The sequence below is a fragment of the Cupriavidus gilardii genome, assembly GCF_013314895.1.
In the GTDB taxonomy this organism is placed as follows: Bacteria; Pseudomonadota; Gammaproteobacteria; order Burkholderiales; family Burkholderiaceae; genus Cupriavidus; species Cupriavidus gilardii_C.
Genome location: NZ_JABTYE010000009.1, coordinates 1 through 22,061, shown reverse-complemented (window position 1 = coordinate 22,061; position 22,061 = coordinate 1). Strand labels below are relative to the sequence as shown.

At 67.9% G+C, this 22,061-nt stretch carries 23 protein-coding genes; 14 read left to right on the top strand and 9 right to left on the bottom strand.

Features of this window, described 5'->3' with window-relative positions; genetic code table 11:
* Nucleotides 1-168: 168 nt before the first annotated feature.
* Together HTY53_RS10770 and HTY53_RS10765 are read right to left on the bottom strand one after the other, a co-directional pair.
* A complete protein-coding gene (locus HTY53_RS10770) occupies nt 169-1,056 on the bottom strand; it encodes an alpha/beta hydrolase (RefSeq protein WP_174106492.1) in 888 nt (295 codons plus the stop codon).
* A 44-nt stretch (nt 1,057-1,100) separates the two neighbouring features.
* Nucleotides 1,101-1,442: a winged helix-turn-helix transcriptional regulator gene (locus tag HTY53_RS10765; RefSeq protein WP_174106491.1), complete on the bottom strand. Its 342-nt coding sequence runs from the start codon at nt 1,440-1,442 to the stop codon at nt 1,101-1,103.
* Nucleotides 1,443-1,696: 254 nt separating this feature from the next.
* Here HTY53_RS10765 and HTY53_RS10760 point away from each other — a divergent pair, with 254 nt between their 5' ends.
* From HTY53_RS10760 to HTY53_RS10730, 7 genes are all read left to right on the top strand, one after another.
* The gene (locus HTY53_RS10760) at nt 1,697-2,110 is read left to right on the top strand and encodes a GFA family protein (RefSeq protein ID WP_174106490.1); all 414 of its coding nucleotides are present in this window, start codon (nt 1,697-1,699) and stop codon (nt 2,108-2,110) included.
* A gap of 275 nt (nt 2,111-2,385) precedes the next feature.
* Nucleotides 2,386-3,036, top strand: a complete 651-nt coding sequence (locus HTY53_RS10755) for a CDP-alcohol phosphatidyltransferase family protein (RefSeq protein ID WP_174106489.1) — start codon at nt 2,386-2,388, stop codon at nt 3,034-3,036.
* A gap of 3 nt (nt 3,037-3,039) precedes the next feature.
* On the top strand, nt 3,040-4,803 hold the full coding sequence (locus HTY53_RS10750) for a bifunctional alpha/beta hydrolase/class I SAM-dependent methyltransferase (RefSeq protein ID WP_174106488.1): 1,764 nt from the start codon (nt 3,040-3,042) through the stop codon (nt 4,801-4,803).
* A gap of 53 nt (nt 4,804-4,856) precedes the next feature.
* Nucleotides 4,857-6,263: a phosphatase PAP2/dual specificity phosphatase family protein gene (locus HTY53_RS10745; protein ID WP_174106722.1), complete on the top strand. Its 1,407-nt coding sequence runs from the start codon at nt 4,857-4,859 to the stop codon at nt 6,261-6,263.
* Nucleotides 6,253-6,723 carry a hypothetical protein gene (locus tag HTY53_RS10740; RefSeq protein WP_254599901.1) on the top strand — a complete coding sequence of 157 codons (471 nt, stop codon included), beginning with the start codon at nt 6,253-6,255 and terminating at the stop codon, nt 6,721-6,723. Before HTY53_RS10745 ends, HTY53_RS10740 begins: the two co-directional genes overlap by 11 nt.
* 4 nt (nt 6,724-6,727) lie before the next feature.
* Nucleotides 6,728-7,354: a lysophospholipid acyltransferase family protein gene (locus tag HTY53_RS10735; RefSeq protein WP_174106487.1), complete on the top strand. Its 627-nt coding sequence runs from the start codon at nt 6,728-6,730 to the stop codon at nt 7,352-7,354.
* Nucleotides 7,355-7,360: 6 nt separating this feature from the next.
* Entirely contained in the window at nt 7,361-8,314 is a 954-nt protein-coding gene (locus HTY53_RS10730; protein WP_174106486.1) for a phosphatidate cytidylyltransferase, read from the top strand.
* A 47-nt stretch (nt 8,315-8,361) separates the two neighbouring features.
* Here the strand turns inward: HTY53_RS10730 and HTY53_RS10725 are convergent, their stop codons facing one another.
* Both HTY53_RS10725 and HTY53_RS10720 read right to left on the bottom strand, forming a co-directional pair.
* Nucleotides 8,362-9,105 (bottom strand): DUF2182 domain-containing protein, encoded by a 744-nt coding sequence (locus HTY53_RS10725; RefSeq protein ID WP_368040969.1) that lies wholly within the window; start codon nt 9,103-9,105, stop codon nt 8,362-8,364.
* 73 nt (nt 9,106-9,178) lie between these two features.
* Nucleotides 9,179-9,958 carry a DUF899 domain-containing protein gene (locus HTY53_RS10720; RefSeq protein WP_174106484.1) on the bottom strand — a complete coding sequence of 260 codons (780 nt, stop codon included), beginning with the start codon at nt 9,956-9,958 and terminating at the stop codon, nt 9,179-9,181.
* A 151-nt stretch (nt 9,959-10,109) separates the two neighbouring features.
* Here HTY53_RS10720 and HTY53_RS10715 point away from each other — a divergent pair, with 151 nt between their 5' ends.
* Entirely contained in the window at nt 10,110-11,330 is a 1,221-nt protein-coding gene (locus tag HTY53_RS10715) for a helix-turn-helix domain-containing protein (protein WP_174106483.1), read from the top strand.
* A gap of 88 nt (nt 11,331-11,418) precedes the next feature.
* On the top strand, nt 11,419-12,084 hold the full coding sequence (locus tag HTY53_RS10710; RefSeq protein ID WP_174106482.1) for a Vgb family protein: 666 nt from the start codon (nt 11,419-11,421) through the stop codon (nt 12,082-12,084).
* Here the strand turns inward: HTY53_RS10710 and HTY53_RS10705 are convergent.
* Complete coding sequence (locus tag HTY53_RS10705; protein WP_174106481.1) at nt 12,067-12,936, bottom strand: LysR substrate-binding domain-containing protein; 870 nt, start codon at nt 12,934-12,936, stop codon at nt 12,067-12,069. The two genes, HTY53_RS10710 and HTY53_RS10705, sit on opposite strands and share 18 nt — an antisense overlap.
* Before the next feature lie 102 nt (nt 12,937-13,038).
* On the opposite strand from HTY53_RS10705, the gene HTY53_RS10700 reads away from it, so the two are divergent.
* Together HTY53_RS10700 and HTY53_RS10695 are read left to right on the top strand one after the other, a co-directional pair.
* Nucleotides 13,039-13,746: an HAD family hydrolase gene (locus HTY53_RS10700; protein WP_174106480.1), complete on the top strand. Its 708-nt coding sequence runs from the start codon at nt 13,039-13,041 to the stop codon at nt 13,744-13,746.
* An 11-nt stretch (nt 13,747-13,757) separates the two neighbouring features.
* Nucleotides 13,758-14,546, top strand: coding sequence for an aldolase (locus tag HTY53_RS10695; protein ID WP_174106479.1), 789 nt, complete (start codon nt 13,758-13,760; stop codon nt 14,544-14,546).
* Nucleotides 14,547-14,562: 16 nt separating this feature from the next.
* Here HTY53_RS10695 and HTY53_RS10690 read toward each other — a convergent pair whose 3' ends face one another.
* A complete protein-coding gene (locus HTY53_RS10690; RefSeq protein WP_174106478.1) occupies nt 14,563-15,459 on the bottom strand; it encodes a LysR family transcriptional regulator in 897 nt (298 codons plus the stop codon).
* 322 nt (nt 15,460-15,781) lie between these two features.
* On the opposite strand from HTY53_RS10690, the gene HTY53_RS10685 reads away from it, so the two are divergent.
* Both HTY53_RS10685 and HTY53_RS10680 read left to right on the top strand, forming a co-directional pair.
* The gene (locus tag HTY53_RS10685) at nt 15,782-17,020 is read left to right on the top strand and encodes an L-dopachrome tautomerase-related protein (RefSeq protein ID WP_174106477.1); all 1,239 of its coding nucleotides are present in this window, start codon (nt 15,782-15,784) and stop codon (nt 17,018-17,020) included.
* A gap of 100 nt (nt 17,021-17,120) precedes the next feature.
* Nucleotides 17,121-17,729 (top strand): glutathione S-transferase, encoded by a 609-nt coding sequence (locus HTY53_RS10680; RefSeq protein WP_174106476.1) that lies wholly within the window; start codon nt 17,121-17,123, stop codon nt 17,727-17,729.
* Nucleotides 17,730-17,782: 53 nt separating this feature from the next.
* On the opposite strand, the gene HTY53_RS10675 is transcribed toward HTY53_RS10680, so the two are convergent.
* The 3 genes from HTY53_RS10675 to HTY53_RS10665 form a co-directional block, all read right to left on the bottom strand.
* Nucleotides 17,783-18,271, bottom strand: a complete 489-nt coding sequence (locus HTY53_RS10675; RefSeq protein ID WP_174106475.1) for a Rid family hydrolase — start codon at nt 18,269-18,271, stop codon at nt 17,783-17,785.
* A gap of 219 nt (nt 18,272-18,490) precedes the next feature.
* Complete coding sequence (locus tag HTY53_RS10670; RefSeq protein WP_174106474.1) at nt 18,491-19,480, bottom strand: Bug family tripartite tricarboxylate transporter substrate binding protein; 990 nt, start codon at nt 19,478-19,480, stop codon at nt 18,491-18,493.
* A gap of 75 nt (nt 19,481-19,555) precedes the next feature.
* Nucleotides 19,556-21,049: an amidase gene (locus HTY53_RS10665; protein ID WP_174106473.1), complete on the bottom strand. Its 1,494-nt coding sequence runs from the start codon at nt 21,047-21,049 to the stop codon at nt 19,556-19,558.
* 133 nt (nt 21,050-21,182) lie between these two features.
* Between HTY53_RS10665 and HTY53_RS10660 the strand changes: the two genes are divergently transcribed.
* Nucleotides 21,183-22,061: LysR substrate-binding domain-containing protein (locus HTY53_RS10660; RefSeq protein ID WP_174106472.1), on the top strand; the 879-nt coding region annotated here is incomplete at its 3' end.

The following is a 22,061-nucleotide window of genomic DNA, read 5'->3' as shown; positions in this document are numbered from 1 at the left end:
GCCGCGTTCCACTCTTGCTGGACAGTAGAAGCTGCGGCCGGGAAAGTCGAGGGCAGAAGTGGGGATGAGACTGACACGAGGTCAGATGTGCCGGACGAGATGCCGCACACTGACCGTCGTGTCGTGTCCCGACGCATCGCGTCGGCTTCAGGCGAATCCTGCTTGCCTTCAGCGCCAGGCCAATTGCGTGCGCAGAAAACTGATCTGATCCGCCACCACGATCCGGCGCACCGCGTCCTTGTAGAAGTCGAAATGCGCGCACGGATAGCGTCGCAATTCGCCACGCGGGGCCCGGTCCGCGATCCGGCGCCCCAGATGCGACGGCGTTTGCGAGTCGCGCTCGGCCAGGCAGACAAGAATCGGCGCCTTGACGCGATGCGCTCGCCGTCCGGGCCGATACCACAGCATCATGTCGAGCAGCACGCGCGGCGTGATCTCGTTGCGCCAGCTGTCGTTCTGCATCGAGCGGACCACGTCGTCGGCCTCGTCGAACGCCATGACGGCCAGTTGGCCGCGCGGCGCAACCGCGGGCACGTAGTGCGGCGGCTTGCCGGTCCGGCCATGCCACCAGTCTTTGAGGATAGCCCGCAGCAATTGGCGCGTCTCGGCAGAGGTCCTGCCTTCGACCTTGCGTGGAAAACCGTTGAACGGCACCTGTGCGACCACCGCCGCGATACGCGAATCTTCGGCGGCGACCTCGACGACATGGCCACCGCTCAGGGAGCTGCCCCACAACGCGATGCACTGCGCATCGGCGCCTGGAAGGTTCCGGGCATGCGCGATCGCGGCATGCCAGTCCGCCTTCTGTGCCGCGATCGAGATCAGTTGGCGCGGCGTGCCGCCGCTTTCGCCAAAGTAGCGGTAGTCGAAGGTCAGCACGACGAAGCCCGCTGCGGCAAAGTCCTCGGCGGTGCGGGCCAGCGAGCCCTGTTGCGTTCCGCCGAAGCCGTGCGCCATCACGATGCAGCCTGGCAGCGGTTCGCGCGGCGGACGATAGAGATACCCGACGCAGTCGATGTCATCGACACGGAAGCGCGTTACGGTCTTTTCCACCATCGTCGTTTCTCCGCTGCTTCAGGCCGCTGCTTCAGGCCGCTGCTTCAGGCCGCTGCCATCCGCTCGGCCTTCCATGCCTCGTGCCGCTTGCCCCAGGCCGACATCGCCGTTACCGCGTCATTCAGGCTCAGCCCCAACGGCGTGATCGAATATTCGACGCGAGGCGGGACTTCGCCGTAATCATGACGGTGGATCAAACCGTCCGCCTCCATTTGCCGCAATTGCTGCGCCAGGACTTTTTCGCTGACACCGGGCAATACCCGGCGCAGTTCGGCGAAGCGATGCGGACGCAGGTGCAATTCCCAAAGCACCGAAGTCTTCCATTTGCCGCCGATTGCCTGCAGCGCGGAGGCAAATCCGCAACCGTCCGGCTCCTTGTTCCTCATTGCAAGACACTCCATCGATGGATCGATACTTACCTCGAAGTGCGTTCTTCCCGGTGCCGGGGCGAATCGATATCATCGAATCGGCCCATCCCAAAAAGCTGGCGCGGTCGAAACATCGCGATTGGACCGCCGGAGAACTTCCATGACATCGTATTTTCCCCTGCGCGCTGCGCAGCGGATCGGCTCAGCCGTCGTCCGCATTCTAATGAACCCGTGCTTTCTGCCTGATTGGCATGACACGACCGAGTTGGCCAATGCAAGTTGAAGCCCGCATGCGGACCGCGGCATGTTCGTGTCGCGGCGTCGAACTGGTTCTCGCCGGCGAGCCGCGCCGCGTTTATGCCTGCAGTTGCCTCGAATGCCAGCGCTGCACGGGCTCCGCGTTCTCCTACCGCGCAATCTATGCCGATTCGGCCATCGTCAGCCAAAAAGGCGAAACCAGGACGTGGCGGCGCACCGGGACATCGGGACAATGGCTGGAACAGGAATTCTGCACCACGTGCGGGTCCGTGGTGCTGATGCGAGCCGAGGCGTTGAAGGACGCCATTTCGGTATCGGCCGGATGCCTTGAGGACAGGGATTTCCCGGCGCCGCAATTGTTGCATTGGGCGCAGCGCAAGCACCGATGGCTTTGTTTGCAGGGAATTGACGTAGCCGCCCCGGCTTGAACGGCCGCAACGTGGAAGCGTTGCGCTGACCCACGTCCTGCGAGCGAATTCACAATCGCTGAATTCACCGCCGACCCCAGTTCTGGTAATGTCTCGGCCTTGACGCCCCGGCCAGCCGCTACGGCATGCCGGGCGTCGAGCCAAGACCAGATACCAATACCAATAAATCCGGAAGGGGGGTCCCGGTTCACCGGCCGCACAGCGCGCCGGGTTCCGGCTCAGCCTGGCGCATCGCCATGCCGCTTCCGGCGCAAGCTCTGCGGGAGGCCGGCGCAATGACGCTCTACGAACTCAAGCCCAGATTCCAGGCGTGGCTGCGCCCGCTGGTCCAGGATCTGGCCGAGCGCGGGGCCACCGCCAATCAGGTGACGCTGGTCGCCGCGGCCGGCTCGCTGGCCATCGGTGCGCTGGCGGCGATCGGCGCGCTGGTGGCCGAGACGTCCGTGCTGTTCCTGCTGTTCCCGCTGTGGCTGTTTGCGCGGATGGCGCTCAATGCGATCGACGGCATGCTGGCGCGCGAGCACGGCCAGAAGAGCGCGCTGGGTGCCTATCTGAACGAACTCGGCGACATCGTCTCCGATATCGCGCTGATCCTGCCGCTGGCCGCGCTGCCGGACTTCAATCTCGTCCAGGTCGGACCATTTGCCCTGCTGGCGGTGATCGTCGAGGCCGCGGGGCTGATCGGTCCGCTGGCCGGTGCAAGCCGCCGCTACGACGGCCCCTTCGGCAAGAGCGACCGCGCGCTGGTGGTGGGCGCGATCGCGCTGTGGGCCGGCGTCGGCCTCGGCTTCGGCACAGTCGGGCCGTGGCTGTGGCTGCTGCTGTCTTTGCTGTCGGTACTCACCATCGTCAACCGGGTCCGCCGCGGCGTCGCCGAAGCGCAGGCCCAGGTGCGGGCTCGAGCGCCGAGCCAGACCGCGGAGTAAGGCATGGACGGACTGCCGATGCGCCAGCCGCTGGAGCTGCAGTTCCAGACTCACGACGGGCAGACGCTGTTCTATCGGCACTGGCCGGCGGTCGAGGGACAACCGCGCGGCGCGGTGGTGCTGTTCCATCGCGGGCACGAGCATTCCGGCCGTGTCGCCCACCTTGCCGACGAATTGAATCTGCCCGGCTACGACATCTTTGCCTGGGACGCGCGGGGCCATGGCCGCTCGCCGGGAGAGCGTGGCTACAGCCCCAGCCTGGCCGATTCCGTACGCGACATCCAGACCTTTACCGAGCATATCGCCGCCAGCCACGGCATCGCGCTGGAGCGCATCGCAGTGGTCGCGCAAAGCGTCGGCGCGGTGCTGGCCGCGACGTGGGTGCACGACTACGCGCCGTCGATCCGCGCGCTGGTCCTGGCCTCGCCCGCGTTCAAGGTCAAGCTGTACGTGCCGTTCGCGCGCCCAGGCCTGAAGCTGATGCACCGGCTGCGCGGCAAGTTCTTCGTCAACAGCTATGTCAAGGCGAAGTTCCTGACGCACGATCCCGAGCGCATCGCCAGCTATGAACGCGATCCGCTGATCGCGCGGCCGATCGCGGTCAATATCCTGCTCGATCTGTACGAGACCGCCGAACGGGTCGTCGCCGACGCGGCCGCGATCACCGTGCCGACGCAACTGCTGATCTCCGGCGCCGACTGGGTGGTCCATCGCGGACCGCAGGACCGTTTCTACGAACGGCTGGGCAGCCGGACCAAGGAGCGCATCGTGCTCGATGGCTTCTATCACGACACGCTGGGCGAACGCGACCGCCAGCGCGCAGTCGACGCGGCGCGGCGCTTCATCGTGCGCGAGTTCGACTCGCCGTCGGCGCCGCGCTCGCTGCTCGATGCCGACCAGATCGGGCCGTTCCGCGAGGAATCGGACCGGCTCGCCTCGCCGCCGACCGGCCTTGCCGCCTGGTACTGGCGCGCCGCACGCGCCAATCTCAAGCTCGGCGGCCTGCTGTCCGATGGCGTGCGCCTCGGTCATGAAACCGGCTTCGATTCGGGCTCGACGCTCGACTACGTCTATCGCAACACGCCGTCGGGGCGCGGCGCGCTGGGGCGGATGGCCGACCGCCAATACCTCGATGCGATCGGCTGGCGCGGCATCCGCCAGCGCAAGGTCCACGCCGAGGAACTGATTGCCGAGGCCGTGCGCCGGCTGCATGCGGCCGGCATGCCGGTGCGGATGGTCGATATCGCCGCCGGCCACGGGCGCTACGTGCTCGAGGCGCTGGAGAAGCTCGACCGGGACGCGGTCGAATCGATCCTGCTGCGCGACTACAGCGCGCTGAACGTCGAGCAGGGCAGGGCATTGATCGCAGCCAAGGGTCTGGGCGGCATCGCCCGCTTCGAACAGGGTGACGCCTTCGATGGCGAGGATCTGGCCGCGCTGTCGCCGGCGCCGACCCTGGCGGTCGTCTCCGGCCTGTACGAACTGTTCCCCGACAACGCGATGATCCGCCGCTCGCTCGGCGGCCTGGCGTGCGCGGTGCCGCCGGGCGGCTATCTGGTCTACACGGGCCAGCCGTGGCATCCGCAACTGGAGTTCATTGCCCGCGCGCTGACCAGCCACCGGGCCGGCGCGGCGTGGGTGATGCGGCGCCGCTCGCAGGCCGAGATGGACGAACTGGTGCGCACTGCCGGCTTCGACAAGGTGACGCAGCGGATCGACCGCTGGGGTATCTTCACTGTCAGCCTGGCGCGCAGGCGCGAGGCATGAGCGCCTTGCCAGCCCCCACGCAGTCCGGTACGCGGCCCGGAATGCGGCCCGGCATGCGGCCCGGTTTGCAACCCGGTTCGCAACCCGATGCGCCGCAACCGGCTACCGAGGAGCCCCGTCCCTGGACCCTGGCCTGCGTGCTGCTCGCGCTGGCCGGCGCGCTGTTCTTCTCGAGCTACGGCTTTGCCAACTGGCTGGCCAGCCAGCGCGCGGACGTGCCGTCGTTCTACTTCAGCTGGGAGCGTGGCATTCCATTCGTGCCGTGGACCATCGTGCCGTACTGGTCGATCGACCTGCTGTACGGCATCTCGTTCTTCCTGTGGCGCACGCGCGCCGCGCTGCTGACGCACGTCAAGCGCCTCGTTGCGGCGCAATTGATCTCGGTCGCCTGCTTCATCGCGTTCCCGTTGCGCTTCGCCTTCACGCGCCCCGAGGCGGACGGGCTGCCAGGGCAGCTGTTCACGCTGCTCGGCGGCTTCGACCTGCCGTTCAACCAGGCGCCGTCGCTGCATATCAGCCTGCTGATCATCCTGTGGGTCGCGTTCGCCGCGCATCTGCCCAACCGCTGGCGTTGGCTGATGCATGGCTGGTTCGCGCTGATCGGCGTATCGGTGCTGACTACCTGGCAGCACCATCTGGTCGACGTGCCGACCGGCGCGCTGGTCGGCTGGCTGTGCGTCTATCTGTTTCCGCTGCGCCTGCCCGCGATCGCGGCCAGTGCGCCGGATGCGGCCACGCGCCGGCTCGCGCGCCGCTACGCCATGGGTGCGGTGGCGACGCTGCTGTGCGCGGTGCTGGCGTTGACTGCCTCTGTCACGCTCGCGCTGTTGCTGCTGTGGGGCGCGCTGGCGCTGGCCTGTGTCGCGCGGATCTATGTGTTGGCCGCGCCGGCCTGGTTCCAGAAGGACAGCGACGGCACCATGGCGATTGCCGCGCGCTGGGTGCTGGCGCCGTATCTGCTCGGCGCCTTCCTCAATTCGCGCTGGTGGACGCGGCGCGCCCCGCAGGCGAGCGCGGTCGCGGACGGTGTCTGGGTCGGGCGCTTTCCCACGCATGCCGATCTGCGCGCATCCGGCGTCGATGCCGTGCTGGACCTGAGCGCCGAACTGCCGCGGGCGGTGGGCGGCGATTCGCTTGCCTATCGTTGCGTGCCGATGCTGGACCTGACCGTGCCCACCGCCGCGCAGCTCGATCAGGCGGTGGTCCAGCTCGGTGGCTGGCACGCGGCCGGAAGGCGCGTGCTGGTCAGTTGCGCGCTTGGTTATTCGCGCAGCGCGATGGTGGTCGCCGCCTGGCTGGCGCGGCATCGGACCGAGGCCGACGCCGCGGCCGCGGTCGACGCGGCGCTGGCCCAATTGCGTACGCACCGTTCCGCGGTCGTGCTGGGCGACGCCCATGCCGATGCGTTGCGGCGCTGGCTCGTGCAGGCCCGGGCCACGGAGATCGACCATGCAAGCTGATCCGATGCAGAAAGGGCCCCGCACCAACATCGAGGCCGACGCCAACATCGACGCCTGGACCGCGCATGCCGTTGCCGGCGCGCTGTCGGGCGCCATCTGGATGGCGGGCGGGGGGCTGGTATTCAGCCTTGCCACCGTCTGGCTCCTCATCGCCGCCGACCTGCCGGGCTGGCTCACGGCCGTGCCGGTGCTGCTGGCACTGGCCGAACTCTGGCTGCTGCTGCGCGTGGCGATCGACCGCCGCCTGTTCGAGGCGCTGGCAGCGTACGCGAGTCGCCACGGCGCCGCCGATCTGGCGGGCCTGGACGCGGCGCTGATGCAGCTGGGCTGGATTGCGCCGAACCGCCAGGGCCGCACGATGGCCGACCGCGCCCGCGGTGCGCTGCGCCTGGTACGGATCTGCGGCGCGCTGGCCGTGATCCAGCTTGTCCTGACCTTTCTCACATCGATCCTGGGATAGCACCATGTGGGTTGCCCGCGTCACTGCGCGCGCCATCATCGTCTTCGCCCGCCTGCTGACCGGCATGCGGGCCAACTGGCAGGGCTGCGTGCCGGCGGCGGTGCAGCGCGTTTACTTTGCCAATCACAGCAGCCACGGCGACTTCGTGCTGATCTGGGGCTGTCTGCCGCCGGAGCTGCGGCCGCGCACGCGTCCGGTGGCCGGCGCCGACTACTGGGACCGCTCGCCGCTGCGGCGCTTCATCGGGCGCGATGTCTTTCGCGCGCTGCTGATCGACCGCACCCGCAGCGATCCGGGCAGCGATCCGGTCGCGCTGATGCGCGGCGCGCTCGAAGGCGGCGATTCGCTGATCCTGTTCCCCGAGGGCACGCGCAACACCACCGACGCGCGGCTGCTGCCGTTCAAGAGCGGCATCTTCCATCTGGCGCGCGCCTGCCCGTCGGTGGAGTTCGTGCCGGTCTGGATCGACAACCTGAACCGCGTGATGCCCAAGGGCGAATTCGTGCCGGTGCCGCTGCTGTGCACGGTGACGTTCGGCCAGCCTGTGCTGCTGGCCCCGGACGACGACAAGGATTGCTTCCTCGCCCGATGCCGCGACGGCCTGCTCGCGCTCGCCCCCGTACTGGATTGACCCGCCATGCCGACCCTGCATTGGAACCACGAAACCTGGCTGCTGTTTGGCGGCCTGTTCGCCGTGCTGCTGCTCGCCTCGACCGTGACGCTGCTGCTGCGCTGGCGGCTCGCCGGCGGCGGCGCGCACCCGGTGATCGACAACCTGGCGCAGCGGGTCTGGGCCTGGTGGTGGATGATCGGCGCGATGGGCGTGGCCTTCGCGCTGGGCCGCACCGCGGTGATCGTGCTGTTTTATCTGCTGTCGTTCTTCGCGCTGCGCGAGTTCGTCACCATCACGACCACCCGGCGCGGCGACCATCGCGCGATCGTCGCCGCCTTCTTCCTGTTCCTGCCGCTGCAGTACGTGCTGGTCTATGTGGACTGGTACGGCATGTTCTCGATCCTGATTCCGGTCTACGCCTTCCTGCTGCTGCCGATCCTGGCTGCGCTGTCGGCCGAGACCACGCGCTTTCTGGAACGCTGCGCGGGCGTGCAATGGGCGGTGATGATCTGCGTGTTCTGCATCTCGCATGTGCCTGCGCTGCTGACGCTGCCGATCCCGGGCTTCGAGGGCCGCAATCTGCTGCTGATCGCCTTCCTGGTGATCGTCGTGCAGGGCAGCGACGTGCTGCAGTACGTCTGGGGCAAGCTGTGCGGCAAGCGCAAGATCGCGCCGCTGCTGTCGCCGTCGAAGACGGTCGAGGGCTTCGTCGGCGGCGTCGCCAGCGCGACGGCGCTCGGTGCCGCGCTGTGGTGGATCACGCCGTTCGCGCCGTGGCAGGCCGGCGCGATCGCGCTGGTGATCGCGCTGATGGGCTTTCTCGGCGGGCTGGTGATGTCGGCGATCAAGCGCGACCGCGGCATCAAGGACTGGGGCCATATGATCCAGGGCCACGGCGGCATGCTGGACCGGCTCGACTCGGTGGTGTTCGCTGCCCCGGTGTTCTTTCATATCACGCGGTATTGGTGGGTGCCGTGATGGCCGTTGCTGCGCGCGGTTGGCCATTCCCCCGGTTGCCGTCAGCGCTAGAGCAGCCCGGCACCGCGCAGCGCCAGCCATGCGCCCGCGCCGATGCCGAGGGTGCCGATGGCCCTGGCTACCCGCTCGCCGGCCGGCGCCAGCCGTTCGGCGCTGATTGCCACGGTAGCGACCGCCATGGCGTCAAGGTCCATGACGCCCACCGCTGCCAGGCTTGCGGTCACGCCTGCGCAGCACTGGATGCAATGCAGGCCGAGGCGAGCGCCATGCCGCCATGCGGCAGCCACGTTTTGCAGTGACGCTGCGGGGGACGAGTGCCGGCAGCCCGTCAGCAAGCGGGTCTTCCACGCGGTGAATTGCAGGCCGCCGGCGGCGAGCACCACGAGGCCGGCAAGGGTCGGCATGGCGCGTGCCAGCGTCGGCCACTGCATCGCGAGCGCGACCAGCGTGGCACCGAGGATGAACACCGCCAATCCCAGCGCGGCCCACACCAGGAAATAGGCCGCCGCTGCCATGGTCGTAAGCCATGTCGCGCGCCCGGTTGCTTCGACCGCCACGCGATAGCGCCACAGCGCGGGCGCCATCGACGGCAGCATCATCGCCACCATCATCACGGCCCACATGCCGACGAAGGCCGCGGCGGCACCGGCCCAGTTCTGCCCGCACGTCGGCGCCCAGGCCATCGACAGCGTCCAGCCGCCGGGCATCGGCGTGGCCGCCATCGACGACATCGACCCATGCAGCGCGCCATGCAGTGACACCATGGCCGCGGCGCTGAGGCCGAACAGCACGGCGCTGACGCCGAAGAAGGCTCGCCGGCTCCCGTCCCTGCACGCAGGCTCGCCGGCGCAGCAGTGCGCGGTTTCAGCGCTCGCCGTACTCGTCATGGCGGCGCCACCAGACACCCGTCTCGTTGCGGCCCTTCGGCGCGCGGTCCAGCCATTGGTACATGCCCCAGAGCCCGTCCAGCCCGCGCGAATACGCCGAGTAGGTGTGATAGACCACGCCGTCCTCCATCACGAAGGCGCTCAGGCCGGGCCGATCGCGGTGAAAGGTTGCGGTATCGGTGCCACACATCGCGGCGATCCGGTCTTCCGCGGCCTGGCCGCCGCCTTCCATGTTGCGGCGCCATCCCCGCACCGCAGGTTCGCGGCGGTAGTTGTATTCGATATCGCCGTCGCGCTGCTGCGCGGTCGTGAAGGAGACATTGAAGTCCGCATTGAAGTCGCTGTCGTGCGACGACGCCCACGGAAAGGTCCATCCCATGCGCTGCTTGTAGGCCTGCAGCTTGGCCAGTGGCGCGCGCGATACGGCGGTCAGCGCGACGTCGTGGTTGGCAAGGTGGACCGCAAAGCCGTTGAAGCCGTCGGCGATCGCCGAGCACGACGGGCAGCCGGCCTTGTAGTCGGGGCCGAACATGAAGTGGTAGACCAGCAGTTGGGAGCGGCCACCGAACAGGTCCGCAAGCGTCGCGGGGCCTTCGTCGGTGTCGAAGCGGTAGGTCTTGTCGATCCGCAGCCACGGCAGCGCCTGGCGCTGGCGCGCGATTTCGTCGCTGCGCCGCGTCAGGGCCTTCTCGGCCTCCAGCAGTTCCAGGCGGGCGGCCAGCCACTGTTCCCGGTTGGCGGTGGGGTGGGTTGTCATCGTGCTTCCTCCATGTGGACGTGGCGTCGGCGGCCGTGCGGTGTCATGCGGTCTTGTGCGATGCACAGCGGCGCGCCGGGTCGGTTGATCGTCGTGCTAGATTAGGCGCCGGCCCCGACAGGGAGGGAGTGACAAGTGTGGCGTGATTCGAATGGACCCGACGATCTCGGCAGCGGCCCGCGCGCTCGCGGTCGGTGACCCGCTCGGGGCGCTCAATTGCGTTGCCCTGCGCGAGGACGCCCCGGCGTTGGCGCTGCGCGGCATCGCGATGGCGCAGCTCGGCGAGTTTGCACGCGCCAGGGTCCTGGTGCGCAGCGCCGCACGGGCCTTCGGCAACCGGGCCCCGGTCGCGTGTGCCCGATGCGTGGTGGCCGAGGCGGAGATCGCACTGGCCGCACGGGACCTCGGCTGGCCCGCCAAGGCGCTCGATGCCGCGCGCCTGACGCTGGAGCAGCACGGCGACCGCACCAATGCCGCGCATGCGCTGTATCTGGCCAGCCGTCGTCTGTTGCTGATCGGGCAGCTGGAAGAAGCCGAGGCAATGCTGACCGGCATCGCGCCGGCGCAACTGCCGCCCGCGCTGCGGACCGTGCACGAGTTGGTCATTGCCGGCATTGCCATGCGCCGCGTGCACGCGCGCAGCGCCGCCGCTGCGCTGGCTCGTGCGCGCCACGCCGCCCGCCTCGCTGCCATCCCGGCCCTGGCCGCGGAAGTCGATCGGACCGCCGCGATGCTCGAAGGTCCCGCCGCTCGCCTGATCGATCGCGGCGAAACGCGACAGCTGCGGCTGGACGAAGTGGAGACCCTGCTGGCGTCGAACAGGCTGGTCATCGACGCCTGCCGCCATGCCGTGCGCTACGCCGGCACGGTGGTCCCGCTCGCCACGCGGCCGATCCTGTTTGTGCTCGCGCGCGCCCTCGGTGAGGCCTGGCCCCACGATGTGCCGCGCGACAGGCTGATCGCGCATGCCTTCCGGATGAAGCATGCCGACGATTCCCATCGCGCCCGTCTGCGCGTCGAAATGGGTCGGTTGCGTGCCGCCCTTCGGCCAATGGCGGAGATTCGCGCGACACCGCGCGGCTATGCCCTGGTGCCGCGCGCCACGCGTCCGGTCGTGGTGCTGGCGCGGCCGGTAGAAGAACGGCACGCCGCGGTGCTGGCCCTGCTGGCCGATGGCGAATCGTGGTCCAGCTCCGGACTGGCACTGGCGCTCGGGGCCAGCCAGCGCACCGTGCAACGCGCGCTCGACGTGCTGGCGGACGCGGGCAAGGTGCAGGCGGTCGGCCACGGCCGCGCGCGCCGATGGATGACGACGCCATTGCCCGAAATCACGACGACCTTGTTACTCCCGGCAATCTCCGGCCTGGACTAGGATGCCAGCATGAAGACGTCATCGCGCAGCGTGCCTGCCCATCGGTGACGTGCCATGTCGTTTGACCAACATCCACCAGGAAGCCAGCATGAAATCGATTCCCGCAGAAGTCCTCCACGAATACGGCCCGTTCCCCGGCATCGATGCCGTCCACGGCGTATCGTATGACGGCAAGCATGTCTGGGTCGCGTCCGGAGACGGGCTCCACGCGATGGATCCGGCCAGCGGCCAGATGCTTCGCTCCATCGATGTCACCGCCAATGCCGGCACCGCCTTCGACGGCCGCTACCTGTACCAGATCGCCGGCGACCGTATCCAGAAGATCGACCCGCAGACCGGCGAAGTCGTCTCGACCATCCCGGCGCCCACCGACGGCGGCAACTCGGGATTGGCCTGGGCCGAAGGCAAGCTATGGGTGGGCGTGTGGCGCGATCGCAAGATCCATCAGCTCGATCCGCAAACCGGCGCGATCCTGCGCACGCTGACGTCCGACCGCTTCGTCACCGGCGTCACCTGGGTCGATGGCGAACTGTGGCACGGCACGTGGGAGGGCGAGGCCAGCGATCTGCGCCATGTCGATCCCGCTACCGGCGAAGTGATCGAGCGCATCGAGATGCCGGCGGGCATGGGCGTGTCGGGGCTCGAATCCGATGGCGCGGATCGGTTCTTCTGCGGCGGCGGCCCCAGCGGGAAGGTCAGGGCGGTACGGCGCAAGGGGCGTGGATCGAACGAAACGTCAACGTCGCGCGCGTAGGCGGCGTCCGGGCAGCTTCTCATCGAGATAGTCCACCAGCGCCTGCTGCGCGGGCGTCAGCAGGCGCGCGCTGCCGACCAGCGCCAGCTCGGTCGGCGGCGGGGCCGGCAATCCGGCCCTGGCACCCAGCACGACATGATCGTCCTGCACCGCGGTGGCCGGCAGCAGGCTCAGGCCGAGATTCGCCGCGACCGCCGCCTGGATGCTGACCAGGCTCTGGCTCGTGAAGGCGATGCGCCAGCTGCGGCCCGACGATTCGAGCGCGTGGATCGCACGATCCCGATACAGGCAGCCATGGCCGAACACCACCAGCGGCAGCGGGTCGGTGTCCATCGCAAAGTCCCGGCCCACGACCCATTTCAGCGTTTCCGGGCGGCGCAGCAGTACGGATGCGCCATCGGCGTCGCGCTTGAGCAGCGCCAGGTCGAGCTCCTGTCGGGCGATCCGGCTGTGCAGGTCCACGCTGAGGCCATTGACGGTATCGAGCCGGATGGCCGGATGGCGCGCGGCAAAGCCGGACAGCAGCGGAATCAGCCGTTTCACATCGAAATCGTCCGGCACGCCGAGCCGGATCACGCCGGCATTGCCACCGCTCTGCATCACGGTCTCCGCCTCGCGCGCCTGATCGACCAGCCGGCGCGCGTAGCCGAGCAGCCGCTCGCCAGCCTCCGTCAGCGCAACCGACTTGCCGGCGCGCTGGCGCAGCAGCAGCGGCTGATCCAGTTGCGCCTCGAGCTTGCGGATCTGCTGGCTCACCGTCGATTGGGTGCGATGGACCCGCTCCCCGGCGCGCGTGAAGCCACCCGCGTCGACGACGCTGATAAAGGTCTTGAGCAGTTCCAGGTCCAGCATGATTCGATCGGCAAATGAAGTTCGGCTAAAAATCGAATTTTCGAATTCACGACGACCAGCTTAGCATGCCTGCATTGCGCACACGAACGCTGGAGCCCGATCATGCAACCTTCCCATCGCCCCGAGTGGCTGACCTTCGACTGCTACGGCACGCTGATCCAATGGGACGAAGGTCTGTTGGCCTATGTCGACCGCCTGCTGGCCCGCAAGGGATTGCAAGGCGTCGATCCGCACGACTTCATCAGGGTCTATGACGATCACGAGCATCGGCTGGAACAGACGCCGCCGCATCTCTCGTTCGCCGAGGTGTCCGCGCGCTCGCTGCGCGCCGCGCTGGAAGCGTTCGGGCTGCCGTTCGAACCCGGCGACGCCGATGCACTGACGCGCCATATCTCTGCGATGCCGCCGTTTCCGGAGGTCGTGCCGACGCTGGGCTGGCTGAAGGGGCAGGGATTCAAGCTATGCATCGTGTCGAACACCGACGACGCCATCATCGCGGGCAACGTGGCGCAGCTCGGCGGCCATATCGACCGGGTCGTTACCGCGCAGCAGGCGGGGGCGTACAAGCCGTCGCCGAGGCTGTTCGAGCAGGCACATCAGGCGATCGGGGTATCGAAAGACCGGCTGGTGCATATCTGCGCCAGTCCGCACCTCGATCTGGCGGCGGCGCGCGACATGGGCTTTCGCTGCATCTGGATCGACCGAGGCACGGCACGCAAGCCCTTGCCTGACTATCGGCCGGACGCCGTGCTGTCCGATCTCGCCGCGCTGCGCCAGACATTTGCTACGCTGCGGTGGGTGCAACCGTGAAGGAGCGATAGATGGCGCATCAACTTTCCAGCCGGGCCGCGGGCGACGCCGAGATGGCCGCAGCGCTGCGCGGCGACCCCGCAGTGCGGCAGGCCCGCATCGATCTGGCGGCGTGCTTGCGCATGGCGGCGCGGCTCGGGATGGCGGAGGGGATCTGCAACCATTTCTCGGCGACCCTGCCGGGACACCCGGGGCTGTTCCTGGTCAATCCGCTGGGGCTGGCCTTCTGCGAGGTTACAGCCTCGCGCCTGCTGGTCTGCCATTTCGACGGCCGCGTGGTCGATGGCGACGGTGAGCCCGAGGCCACGGCCTTCTTTATCCATGCCCGCCTGCATATGCGCAAACCCGCGGCGGTGGCGGCCTTTCATACGCACATGCCGAACGCCACCGCACTGGCGATGGTCGATGGCGAACCGTTGGTGTGGGCCGGGCAGACTGCGCTCAAGTTCTACGGCCGTGTTGCCACGGTTCCCTTCAACGGATTGGCGCTGGATGAACTGGAGGGCGATCGCATCGCGGACGCGATGGGGGAGGCGGACATCGCCTTCCTGCGCAACCACGGCGTGATGGTGACCGCGCCGAACATCGCGCAGGCGTGGGACGATCTCTACTACCTGGAGCGCGCGGCCGAAGTCCAGGTGCGCGCGCACGGCACCGGTCGCAAGTTGGTACCCGTGCCGGCTGACGTCGCCACCCTGTGCGCGCGGCAGATGCGCGAGGGCGATCCCGACAGCGCGCGCCTGCATCTGGCCAGTATCCATCGGCAACTGGCGCGCCTGGAGCCGGACTATCTCGATTGAGGCAGCCGGTTGCCGCTCAACTTGCGGTCAGAAGATCGATCATTGCCCGTGCCGCCGCGGACTGACGGCGGTGCGGCGCGTAGATCAGCGAAAACGGCCGCGAGCGTCCACGCAGATGCGGCAGCAGTTCGACGAGCTGCCCGCGTTCGATCCGGTCGCGCACGATGAAATCGTAGCTCTGGCAGATGCCGGCGCCATGCTCGGCCAGCGAGACCACGCCCAGCACATCGTCGGAGATCGCGATGGGCGAGGCGGTGGTCCAGTCGATATCCCGATCGCCGTCCCGAAACACCCAGGGCGCGATGCGGCCAGTCCTCGGCAGCACGAACGGCAGGCAGACGTGGCGATGCAGATCGTCCAGCGTGCGCGGCGTGCCCGCGCGGCGCAAATAGTCCGGCGCTGCGACCAGGCATAGCGCCGCGTCCTCCAGCTTGCGCGCGACCAGCCCGCTGTCGGGCAGGTCGCCGAGACGGATGGCGAGGTCGAAGCCTTCTGCCACCAGATCCACGTTGCGGTTGGTGATGTTCAGCTCCACCTGCACGCGCGGGTATTGCCGCGTAAAGCGCGCCAGCAGCGGCGGCAGCCGGTAGTGCCCATAGGTGGTCGGCACGCTGAGCCGGACCCTTCCCGACAGTTCCCCTTCCTGACCCTGGATCTCGCGCTCAGCCTCGTCGAGCAGGGTGAAGGCCGCCCGCGCCTGTTCGACGTACTGCCGTCCCGCGTCGGTCAGCCCGATGCGCCGCGTGGTCCGGCGCAGCAACTGGCTGCCGAGCCGGGCCTCCAGCCGGGCGATGGCGCGGCTCAGCACCGACGGCGTGGTCGACAACGCCACCGCGCCCGCCGTGAACGACCCGTGCTCGACCACCGCCAGAAAGGCTTCCACGTCCCCAAGATGGTCGAAGCGGCGCGCCATTATGTCCTCCGAAGAACAGATGAATTCCCGGTGGGCGAGTTTATCTCCGTTGGTGCGGGTAATAAAGTCCAGCTTCACCACCCGACAACGAGGAATCCCATGGACCGACCCGCCCTCGACACGGACGGCAGCCCCATTGGAAGCCTTTGATTGCCGATCGCTGATTGCTCACCGCTGATTGCTGATTGCTGATCGCTCATAGCTCATAGCTCATCACTGACCTATAGCCGACCACGGACCTCCGACCACGACCGCTACCGACCGCCGACAGGCACGGCCACACACCGTCGCTGCCTGTCGGCCCAACCTTCCGGACATCATCATGCTGCTTACCCGACCCCGTCTCGCCGCGCTGACGTTCACCGCCTTTGCCGCGTTCACCGCCATCGCCGCCGTCCCGGCATTCGCCGATACCGCCCAAGTCCCCCTCGAACGCTGGCGCAGCTATGCGGGCGTCAGCTGGGAGCCGTCCCGGCAGGGCGCGGACCCGGCGCCCTTCGCCGGCTCGGTCAACGCGCCGATCGCCGGCATTCATTTCGATGCAAGGGGCCGCGCCTTCGTCAGTACGCCCCGTCTGGTATCCGTCGACGCGCCGGCGACGCTGAGCGTTCTCGATACCAGCGCGCAGAGCGGGCCGGCTCGTCTGTCGGCTTTCCCGTCGGTGGACGGCAATGCGGTCGATGCCGCCCCGGAGACGCATCTGCGCAACGTGCTCGGCTTTCATATCGACCGCCGCAACGGCTGGCTGTGGGCGCTCGACATGGGTTTCGTCGCCGGCCAGGCCGAGGCGCCGATCGGCGCGCAGAAGGTGATGGTCTACGACCTGCGTACCGGCCGCATGGTCCGGCGCATCGCGCTCGATGGCGTGGCGGACCGCAAGGGCAGCTTCCTGAACGATATCGTCGTCGACGAGCGGCGCCGAATCGCCTACATCTCCGACAGCGGCCTGCGCAGCGCGCCGGACAATCAGGCGGGGCTGATCGTGGTGGACTTTGCCGCGGGCAAGGCGCGGCGCGTGCTGGACCGCCACGCGAGCCTGTTGCCGGAGCCTGGCGCAAAGGTGGTTTCGCATGGCGCCGAAGTGTGGCCGGGCAACCCGTTGAAGCTCGGCATCAACGGCATCGCACTGTCGCCCGATGCCGGCACGCTGTACTGGGCCGTGACCACGGGCACGCACGCCTATGCCATTCCGACGCGGCTGCTGCGCGACAAGGGTGCCAGCGCGCAGACGTTGTCCGCCGCGGTGCGGGATCTGGGCGACGTCGGCGGCAATACCGATGGGATCGTTACCGACGCGAAGGGCAATCTGTACATCACGGACGTCACGCGCAATGGCATCGTCAAGTACGACCCGGCCACTGGCGCGATGTCGCTGCTCGCGGCCGACGAGGGCGTGCTCTGGCCCGATACGCCTGCGCTGCTGCCCAACGGCGACCTGGTGTTCACCGCCAGCCATCTGAACGGGCATTTCGCGGGGGCGGTCAAGGCCGGCGAAGAGCGCTATGACCTGTGGCGCCTGCCGCTGCAACCGCTGCAACAATCCCGGGGCAGGCGCAACTGAGCCCGGCGCGGCCGATTCGACGCGATGGGGGTTGGCAAGCGGGGCGTGGACAAACGATGATAGGCGCCATCCCCGTCAACCGACCCCTGGAGTGAAAACGATGAGACTGATCGGCATGCTCGATTCCCCCTATGTGCGCCGCGCCGCGATCACGATGCGCCTGCTGGGGTTGTCCTTCCACCATGAACCGGTCTCGGTGTTCCGTACCTTCGAGCAGTTCCGCGCCATCAATCCGGTGGTCAAGGCGCCGTCGCTGGTCTGCGACAACGGCGTGGTGCTGATGGACTCGACGCTGATCATCGACTACGTCGAGGCGCTGGCCGGACGTAGCCTGATGCCGGCGGACCTCGCGGCGCGGCAGCGCGATTTGCGCGTGATCGGCCTGGCGCTGGCCGCGTGCGAGAAGGCGGTGCAGCACGTCTACGAGCACCAGCTGCGGCCGGCCGAGAAACAGCACCGGCCGTGGGTGGAGCGCGTCGACGGCCAGCGCACCAGCGCCTTTGCCTTGCTGGAGGAAGAGGTCGCGCGCCTGGCGGTGCCGGTACAGGAGAGCGCGCTGTCGCAGGCGCAACTGACTACTGCGGTGGTATGGACCTTCACGCAGGCCATGCTGCCGGGCGCGGTCGATCCGGCAAAGCACCCGGCCATCGCGTCGCTGACCGCGGCTGCGGAGCGCTTCGCGGTGTTCGAAGCGTATCCGCCTGTTTGAGCCTTTGAGCTTGTTTGAGCCAGCCTTGGGGGCGTCGCCTGCCGCCTGGCCCGCTAGCGCGGCTGTCTGCCAGTACGGTCCAGCGGTGCAAAGGCGGTGGCCTTGATTTCCACCAGGCCACCATCGGGGTTCAGGTCCGCGACGCCCAGTTCCACCGCGACCGGATACGGCGCGGCAAAGAACTCGTCCCGAACGCGGCCGATTGCCGCCAGCTGGCCTGCCTTGTCCAGGGCGAGGCGTTCGCTGCCGAAGACATGGAACATCTGCAGTTCGACGACATCGTCCAGCCGTGCGTCGCAGGCGAGCAGCAGGCGCTCGATCTGCCGGAAGACCCCACGCAATTCGTCGCAGAACGCCGGCTCGTCCATCGGCTCGGTGCGCCTGTTGCAGGCGACCACGCCGGAGAGATAGACGAAATCGCCGACGCGGCGGGCAGGGGCATAGTGAAACTGCGCGACATCGGGCTCAAGTTCGGCCGGGATGGCCACCATGCCGGTGGCGGTCGGAATCTGGCGAATGTCGTTGCTGACGGGATGGCTCATCGGTATTCTTGGCGGCTAAAAATTATCGATCGGTACAGAAATTGGCAAAAAACAACGGGTGCGTGAGACCCGTTGCATCGTTGCTCGAGCAGCAACAGCGCTCAGGCGATTGAGCACGTGCCGATCAGCATAATTTGTTTTGTACCGATCAGTCAAATAATGCCGGGGCGACGCTGCTGGTCCCCGCGGTTGGGCGTGCGGGCATGCAGCGGCGATGCCTTACTCCGCCCGAATATTTGCGCGCGCTGCAACGGCCCGCATCTCCGGCAGCTCCTTCTCGACCCTGGCCTTGACCGCGGCGGCATTGCCATAGGCCGGCGTCAGCGCCAGTTCGACCAGCCGGGCGCGCGTGGCCGGGGCATTGACGACGTCCGCCAGAGCCTTCTCCAGCTTCTGCTGGACCGGGGCGGGCAGCTCGGCCGGTGCGATCAGCGCGAACCACGTTCCCATCTGGAAGCCCGGGTACCCGCTCTCCGCCACCGTCGGGACCTGCGGCAATGCCGGCAGCCGCTGCGGCGACAGCGCCGCGAGCGGACGAATCCTGCCGGCCTTGATCAGCGGCAGGCTCGCTGGCACGGTGTCGACCGCTACCTGGACCTGGCCGCCGGCCAGCGCCGTCAGATTGGGTGCGCTGCCGTTGAAGGGCACATGCACCATGCGGATGCCGGCGACCGACTTCAGCATCTCGCCGCCGAAATGCACCGACGAACCGGTGCCGAACGACCCGTAGGAGAACTTGTCTGGATCGGCCTTTGCCTGCGCCACCAGATCCTTGAGCGAATGCAGCGACGTGTCGGGATTGGCGACCAGCACCAGGCTCATATCGGCGACCAGGCCGAGCGGCGTGAAGCTCTTGATCGGGTCATAGGCGAGGTTGGGCCGGATTGCAGGGTTCAGCGTCAGCGTGGTGCTGGCCGCGAGCAACAGGGTGTAGCCATCGGGCGCGGCCTTTGCGACCTGGGTGGCACCGATCACCGTGCTGGCGCCCGGCTTGTTTTCGACCACCACGGTTTGACCGAGCTTCTCGCCCAGTCCCACTGCCAGCAGACGCCCGAGCACGTCGGTCGCGCCGCCAGCGGCAAAGGGCACCACCAGACGGATCGGGCGATCCGGATACGTCTGCGCCGCGGCTGGCGCGGTGGCCATGGCGAATACGGCGACCAGGCCGGTGCATGCAAGGAAGAATCGCTTCGGGGGCATTGCGGTCATCAAGGGCACTCCTGCCAGCAGTGGTGAGGTACGAAATCGATCAACGGGCGGCGTTGTTGCGTAAGGGGATGGCGTTCAGCCGAGCCAGGGACTGCGGACCCGCGAGAATCCGCCCGCCTGGTCGTAGGCGTGGCCAAGCTGCAGTACCGCGGCATCGGTCTGCGCGGGCCCGATGATCTGAATGCCGGCGGGCAGGCCCTGCGGACCGAAGCCGGCCGGCGCGGCAAGAGCCGGCAGGCCCGCCATCGTCGCCGGCACCACGGTCTGCATCCAGCGGTGATAGGTGTCCATGTCGCGGCCGTCGATGGCGTGCGGCCAGTCCCAATCGGCGTCGAACGGAAATACCTGCGCGGCGGGCAGCACCAGATAGTCGTGCCGCTCGAACAGCTGCACTAGCGCCTGATACCAGGCGCTGCGCACGCACATCGCTTCGTAGACGCGCGCACTGGGCAGCGCCATGCCGCGCTCGATCTCCCATGCGGCCTCGGGCTTGAGCAGCGCGCGCTTGGCAGGGTCGTGCCATAGCGCGGCATTGGCGCCGGCCACCGAGAAGCTGCGCAGATCGATCCATGCCTGCCACAGCTTCTCCAGATCGAAGGCGGGCAGCGCGGGTTCGACGTTGCAGCCCAGCGTACGGAAGTGGTCCAGCGCGCGGGCACAGGTATCGAGCAGGCCCGGATCGGTAGGCAATTGGCCTTTCATATCGCCCAGCCAGCCGACGCGTACGCCGGTCCAGTCGCGCTCCGGCGGCAGCGCGAAACTGCCCGGCGGCTCGCTGCGGCGCGTCAGCGGCAGGCGCACATCGAAACCTGCCTGCACCGACAGCAGCATGGCGAGGTCCGGCACGTTGCGCGCCATCGGGCCGGCCACGCTGAACTGCTGGAAGAAGACCTCGTCAGTCGGACCATGCGGCACCAGCCCGAACGACGTGCGCAGCCCGTATACGTGATTGAACGCCGCCGGCGTGCGCAGCGATCCCATCATGTCGGACCCATCCGCCACCGGCAGCATGCGCAGCGCGACGGCGACCGCCGCACCGCCGCTGCTGCCGCCCGCGGAGCGCGAAGGGTCGAAGGCGTTGCGCGTGGTGCCATAGACCGGGTTGTAGGTATGACCGCCCAGGCCGAATTCGGGCGAATTGGTGCGTCCGACAAACAGCGCGCCGGCCTTGCGCATGCGCTCGAAGATCGCAGCATCGGTCTGCGTGACCTGTCCGGCGAAGATCGGCGAGCCCTTGGTGGTAACCATGCCAGCGGCCGGGCTGATGTCCTTTGGGGCTTGCGGGAAGCCATGCAGGGGTCCGCGGCTTTGTCCGCGTGCAAGCTCGGCATCGCGCTCGGCCGCCTGCGCGCGCAGCGTGTCACGATCCATCGGGGCAACGATGGCGTTGACGCGGGGGTTGTGGCGGTCGATCTGGTCAAAGAAGGCGTCGAGCACCTCGACGCACGAGAGCTCGCGCGCGTGGATGGCGCGGGACAGCGCGACGGCGTCGAGTTCGACGATCGGATTGGTGGGCTGATTGGCGGGCGGGTTGGTGGGCTGGCCGGAAGCGGTCTGGTCGGGCGCCATGGTCGTGGTGTCTCCTTCGTTGATGCGAGAAAGCATACGGGTCGGGCTGGGTTTCGCACAATCGACGATTATTTCAAATATCCTTGCGTAAAACGCAAACCAGAACAGGCCTTCACGCCAGGGAGCTGAACCCATGCTGTCGCACCGCCTGCAGGACACAGCCCTGCGCTATTTCCTCGAAGTGGTACGCAGCGGCTCGCTGACCGAGGCGGCCCAACGGCTCAATGTCACCGTATCGGCAGTCAGCCGCCAGGTGGCCGCGCTGGAAACCCTGCTGGGCGTGCCGCTGTTCGACCGCCACCCGCGCGGCATGGTCGCCAGCGCGGCCGGGGAAGTGCTGGCGGCTTATGCGCTGCGGGGCGCCCTGGAGGCGGACCGCGTCGTCTCGGAAATCGCCGCCCTGCAGGGGCTGCGGCGCGGCCGAGTGCGCATCGCAAGCTCCGCCGGCTTCGCCATCGAATTCCTGCCGCGGTGCATCGCCGAATTCCGCGAGCGCTATCCCGGGCTGCATTTCCATGTCCGCGTGGCATCGCCCGCCGATGTCACCGGCATCGTGCTGCACGGCGACGCCGACATCGGCATCACCTATAGCCGCGCCGGGGAGCAGGGGATTCGCGTCGAACACCGCCAGCCCGCGCCCGTGATCGCCATCATGCGACCCGACCATCCGCTGGCGCGCTTTCGCACCGTGACGCTGGCGCAGATGCAGCCGTATCCGCTGGCATTGCCGGAAGCTGACAACACGGTGCGCCAGCTGTTCGATATCGCCGCCGGCGAACGCGGCATCGTGTTCGAGCCGGTGCTGGTCACCAATCATTTCGAGACGCTGACCAGCTTTGTGCTGCATGGCGGCGGGTTGTCGATTTCGGGTGCGGTGACGGTGGGAGACCGGCTGCGTCGCGGGGAGCTGCACGCTGCGGTGATACGGGAGCGGGGGATGAAGGGCAGGGCGATTGAACTGCAGACGTTGGCGGGGCGGACGTTGCCGGAGGGTGTTAGGGGGTTTTTGGGG

Excerpts from the sequence above, each read along its gene's own strand:
- HTY53_RS10770 (WP_174106492.1), bottom strand. The coding sequence starts at position 1,056 with ATGGTGGAAAAGACCGTAACGCGCTTCCGTGTCGATGACATCGACTGC.
- HTY53_RS10765 (WP_174106491.1), bottom strand. The coding sequence starts at position 1,442 with ATGAGGAACAAGGAGCCGGACGGTTGCGGATTTGCCTCCGCGCTGCAG.
- HTY53_RS10760 (WP_174106490.1), top strand. The coding sequence starts at position 1,697 with ATGCAAGTTGAAGCCCGCATGCGGACCGCGGCATGTTCGTGTCGCGGC.
- HTY53_RS10755 (WP_174106489.1), top strand. The coding sequence starts at position 2,386 with ATGACGCTCTACGAACTCAAGCCCAGATTCCAGGCGTGGCTGCGCCCG.
- HTY53_RS10750 (WP_174106488.1), top strand. The coding sequence starts at position 3,040 with ATGGACGGACTGCCGATGCGCCAGCCGCTGGAGCTGCAGTTCCAGACT.
- HTY53_RS10745 (WP_174106722.1), top strand. The coding sequence starts at position 4,857 with ATGCGGCCCGGTTTGCAACCCGGTTCGCAACCCGATGCGCCGCAACCG.
- HTY53_RS10740 (WP_254599901.1), top strand. The coding sequence starts at position 6,253 with ATGCAAGCTGATCCGATGCAGAAAGGGCCCCGCACCAACATCGAGGCC.
- HTY53_RS10735 (WP_174106487.1), top strand. The coding sequence starts at position 6,728 with ATGTGGGTTGCCCGCGTCACTGCGCGCGCCATCATCGTCTTCGCCCGC.
- HTY53_RS10730 (WP_174106486.1), top strand. The coding sequence starts at position 7,361 with ATGCCGACCCTGCATTGGAACCACGAAACCTGGCTGCTGTTTGGCGGC.
- HTY53_RS10720 (WP_174106484.1), bottom strand. The coding sequence starts at position 9,958 with ATGACAACCCACCCCACCGCCAACCGGGAACAGTGGCTGGCCGCCCGC.
- HTY53_RS10715 (WP_174106483.1), top strand. The coding sequence starts at position 10,110 with ATGGACCCGACGATCTCGGCAGCGGCCCGCGCGCTCGCGGTCGGTGAC.
- HTY53_RS10710 (WP_174106482.1), top strand. The coding sequence starts at position 11,419 with ATGAAATCGATTCCCGCAGAAGTCCTCCACGAATACGGCCCGTTCCCC.
- HTY53_RS10705 (WP_174106481.1), bottom strand. The coding sequence starts at position 12,936 with ATGCTGGACCTGGAACTGCTCAAGACCTTTATCAGCGTCGTCGACGCG.
- HTY53_RS10700 (WP_174106480.1), top strand. The coding sequence starts at position 13,039 with ATGCAACCTTCCCATCGCCCCGAGTGGCTGACCTTCGACTGCTACGGC.
- HTY53_RS10695 (WP_174106479.1), top strand. The coding sequence starts at position 13,758 with ATGGCGCATCAACTTTCCAGCCGGGCCGCGGGCGACGCCGAGATGGCC.
- HTY53_RS10690 (WP_174106478.1), bottom strand. The coding sequence starts at position 15,459 with ATGGCGCGCCGCTTCGACCATCTTGGGGACGTGGAAGCCTTTCTGGCG.
- HTY53_RS10685 (WP_174106477.1), top strand. The coding sequence starts at position 15,782 with ATGCTGCTTACCCGACCCCGTCTCGCCGCGCTGACGTTCACCGCCTTT.
- HTY53_RS10680 (WP_174106476.1), top strand. The coding sequence starts at position 17,121 with ATGAGACTGATCGGCATGCTCGATTCCCCCTATGTGCGCCGCGCCGCG.
- HTY53_RS10675 (WP_174106475.1), bottom strand. The coding sequence starts at position 18,271 with ATGAGCCATCCCGTCAGCAACGACATTCGCCAGATTCCGACCGCCACC.
- HTY53_RS10670 (WP_174106474.1), bottom strand. The coding sequence starts at position 19,480 with ATGACCGCAATGCCCCCGAAGCGATTCTTCCTTGCATGCACCGGCCTG.
- HTY53_RS10665 (WP_174106473.1), bottom strand. The coding sequence starts at position 21,049 with ATGGCGCCCGACCAGACCGCTTCCGGCCAGCCCACCAACCCGCCCGCC.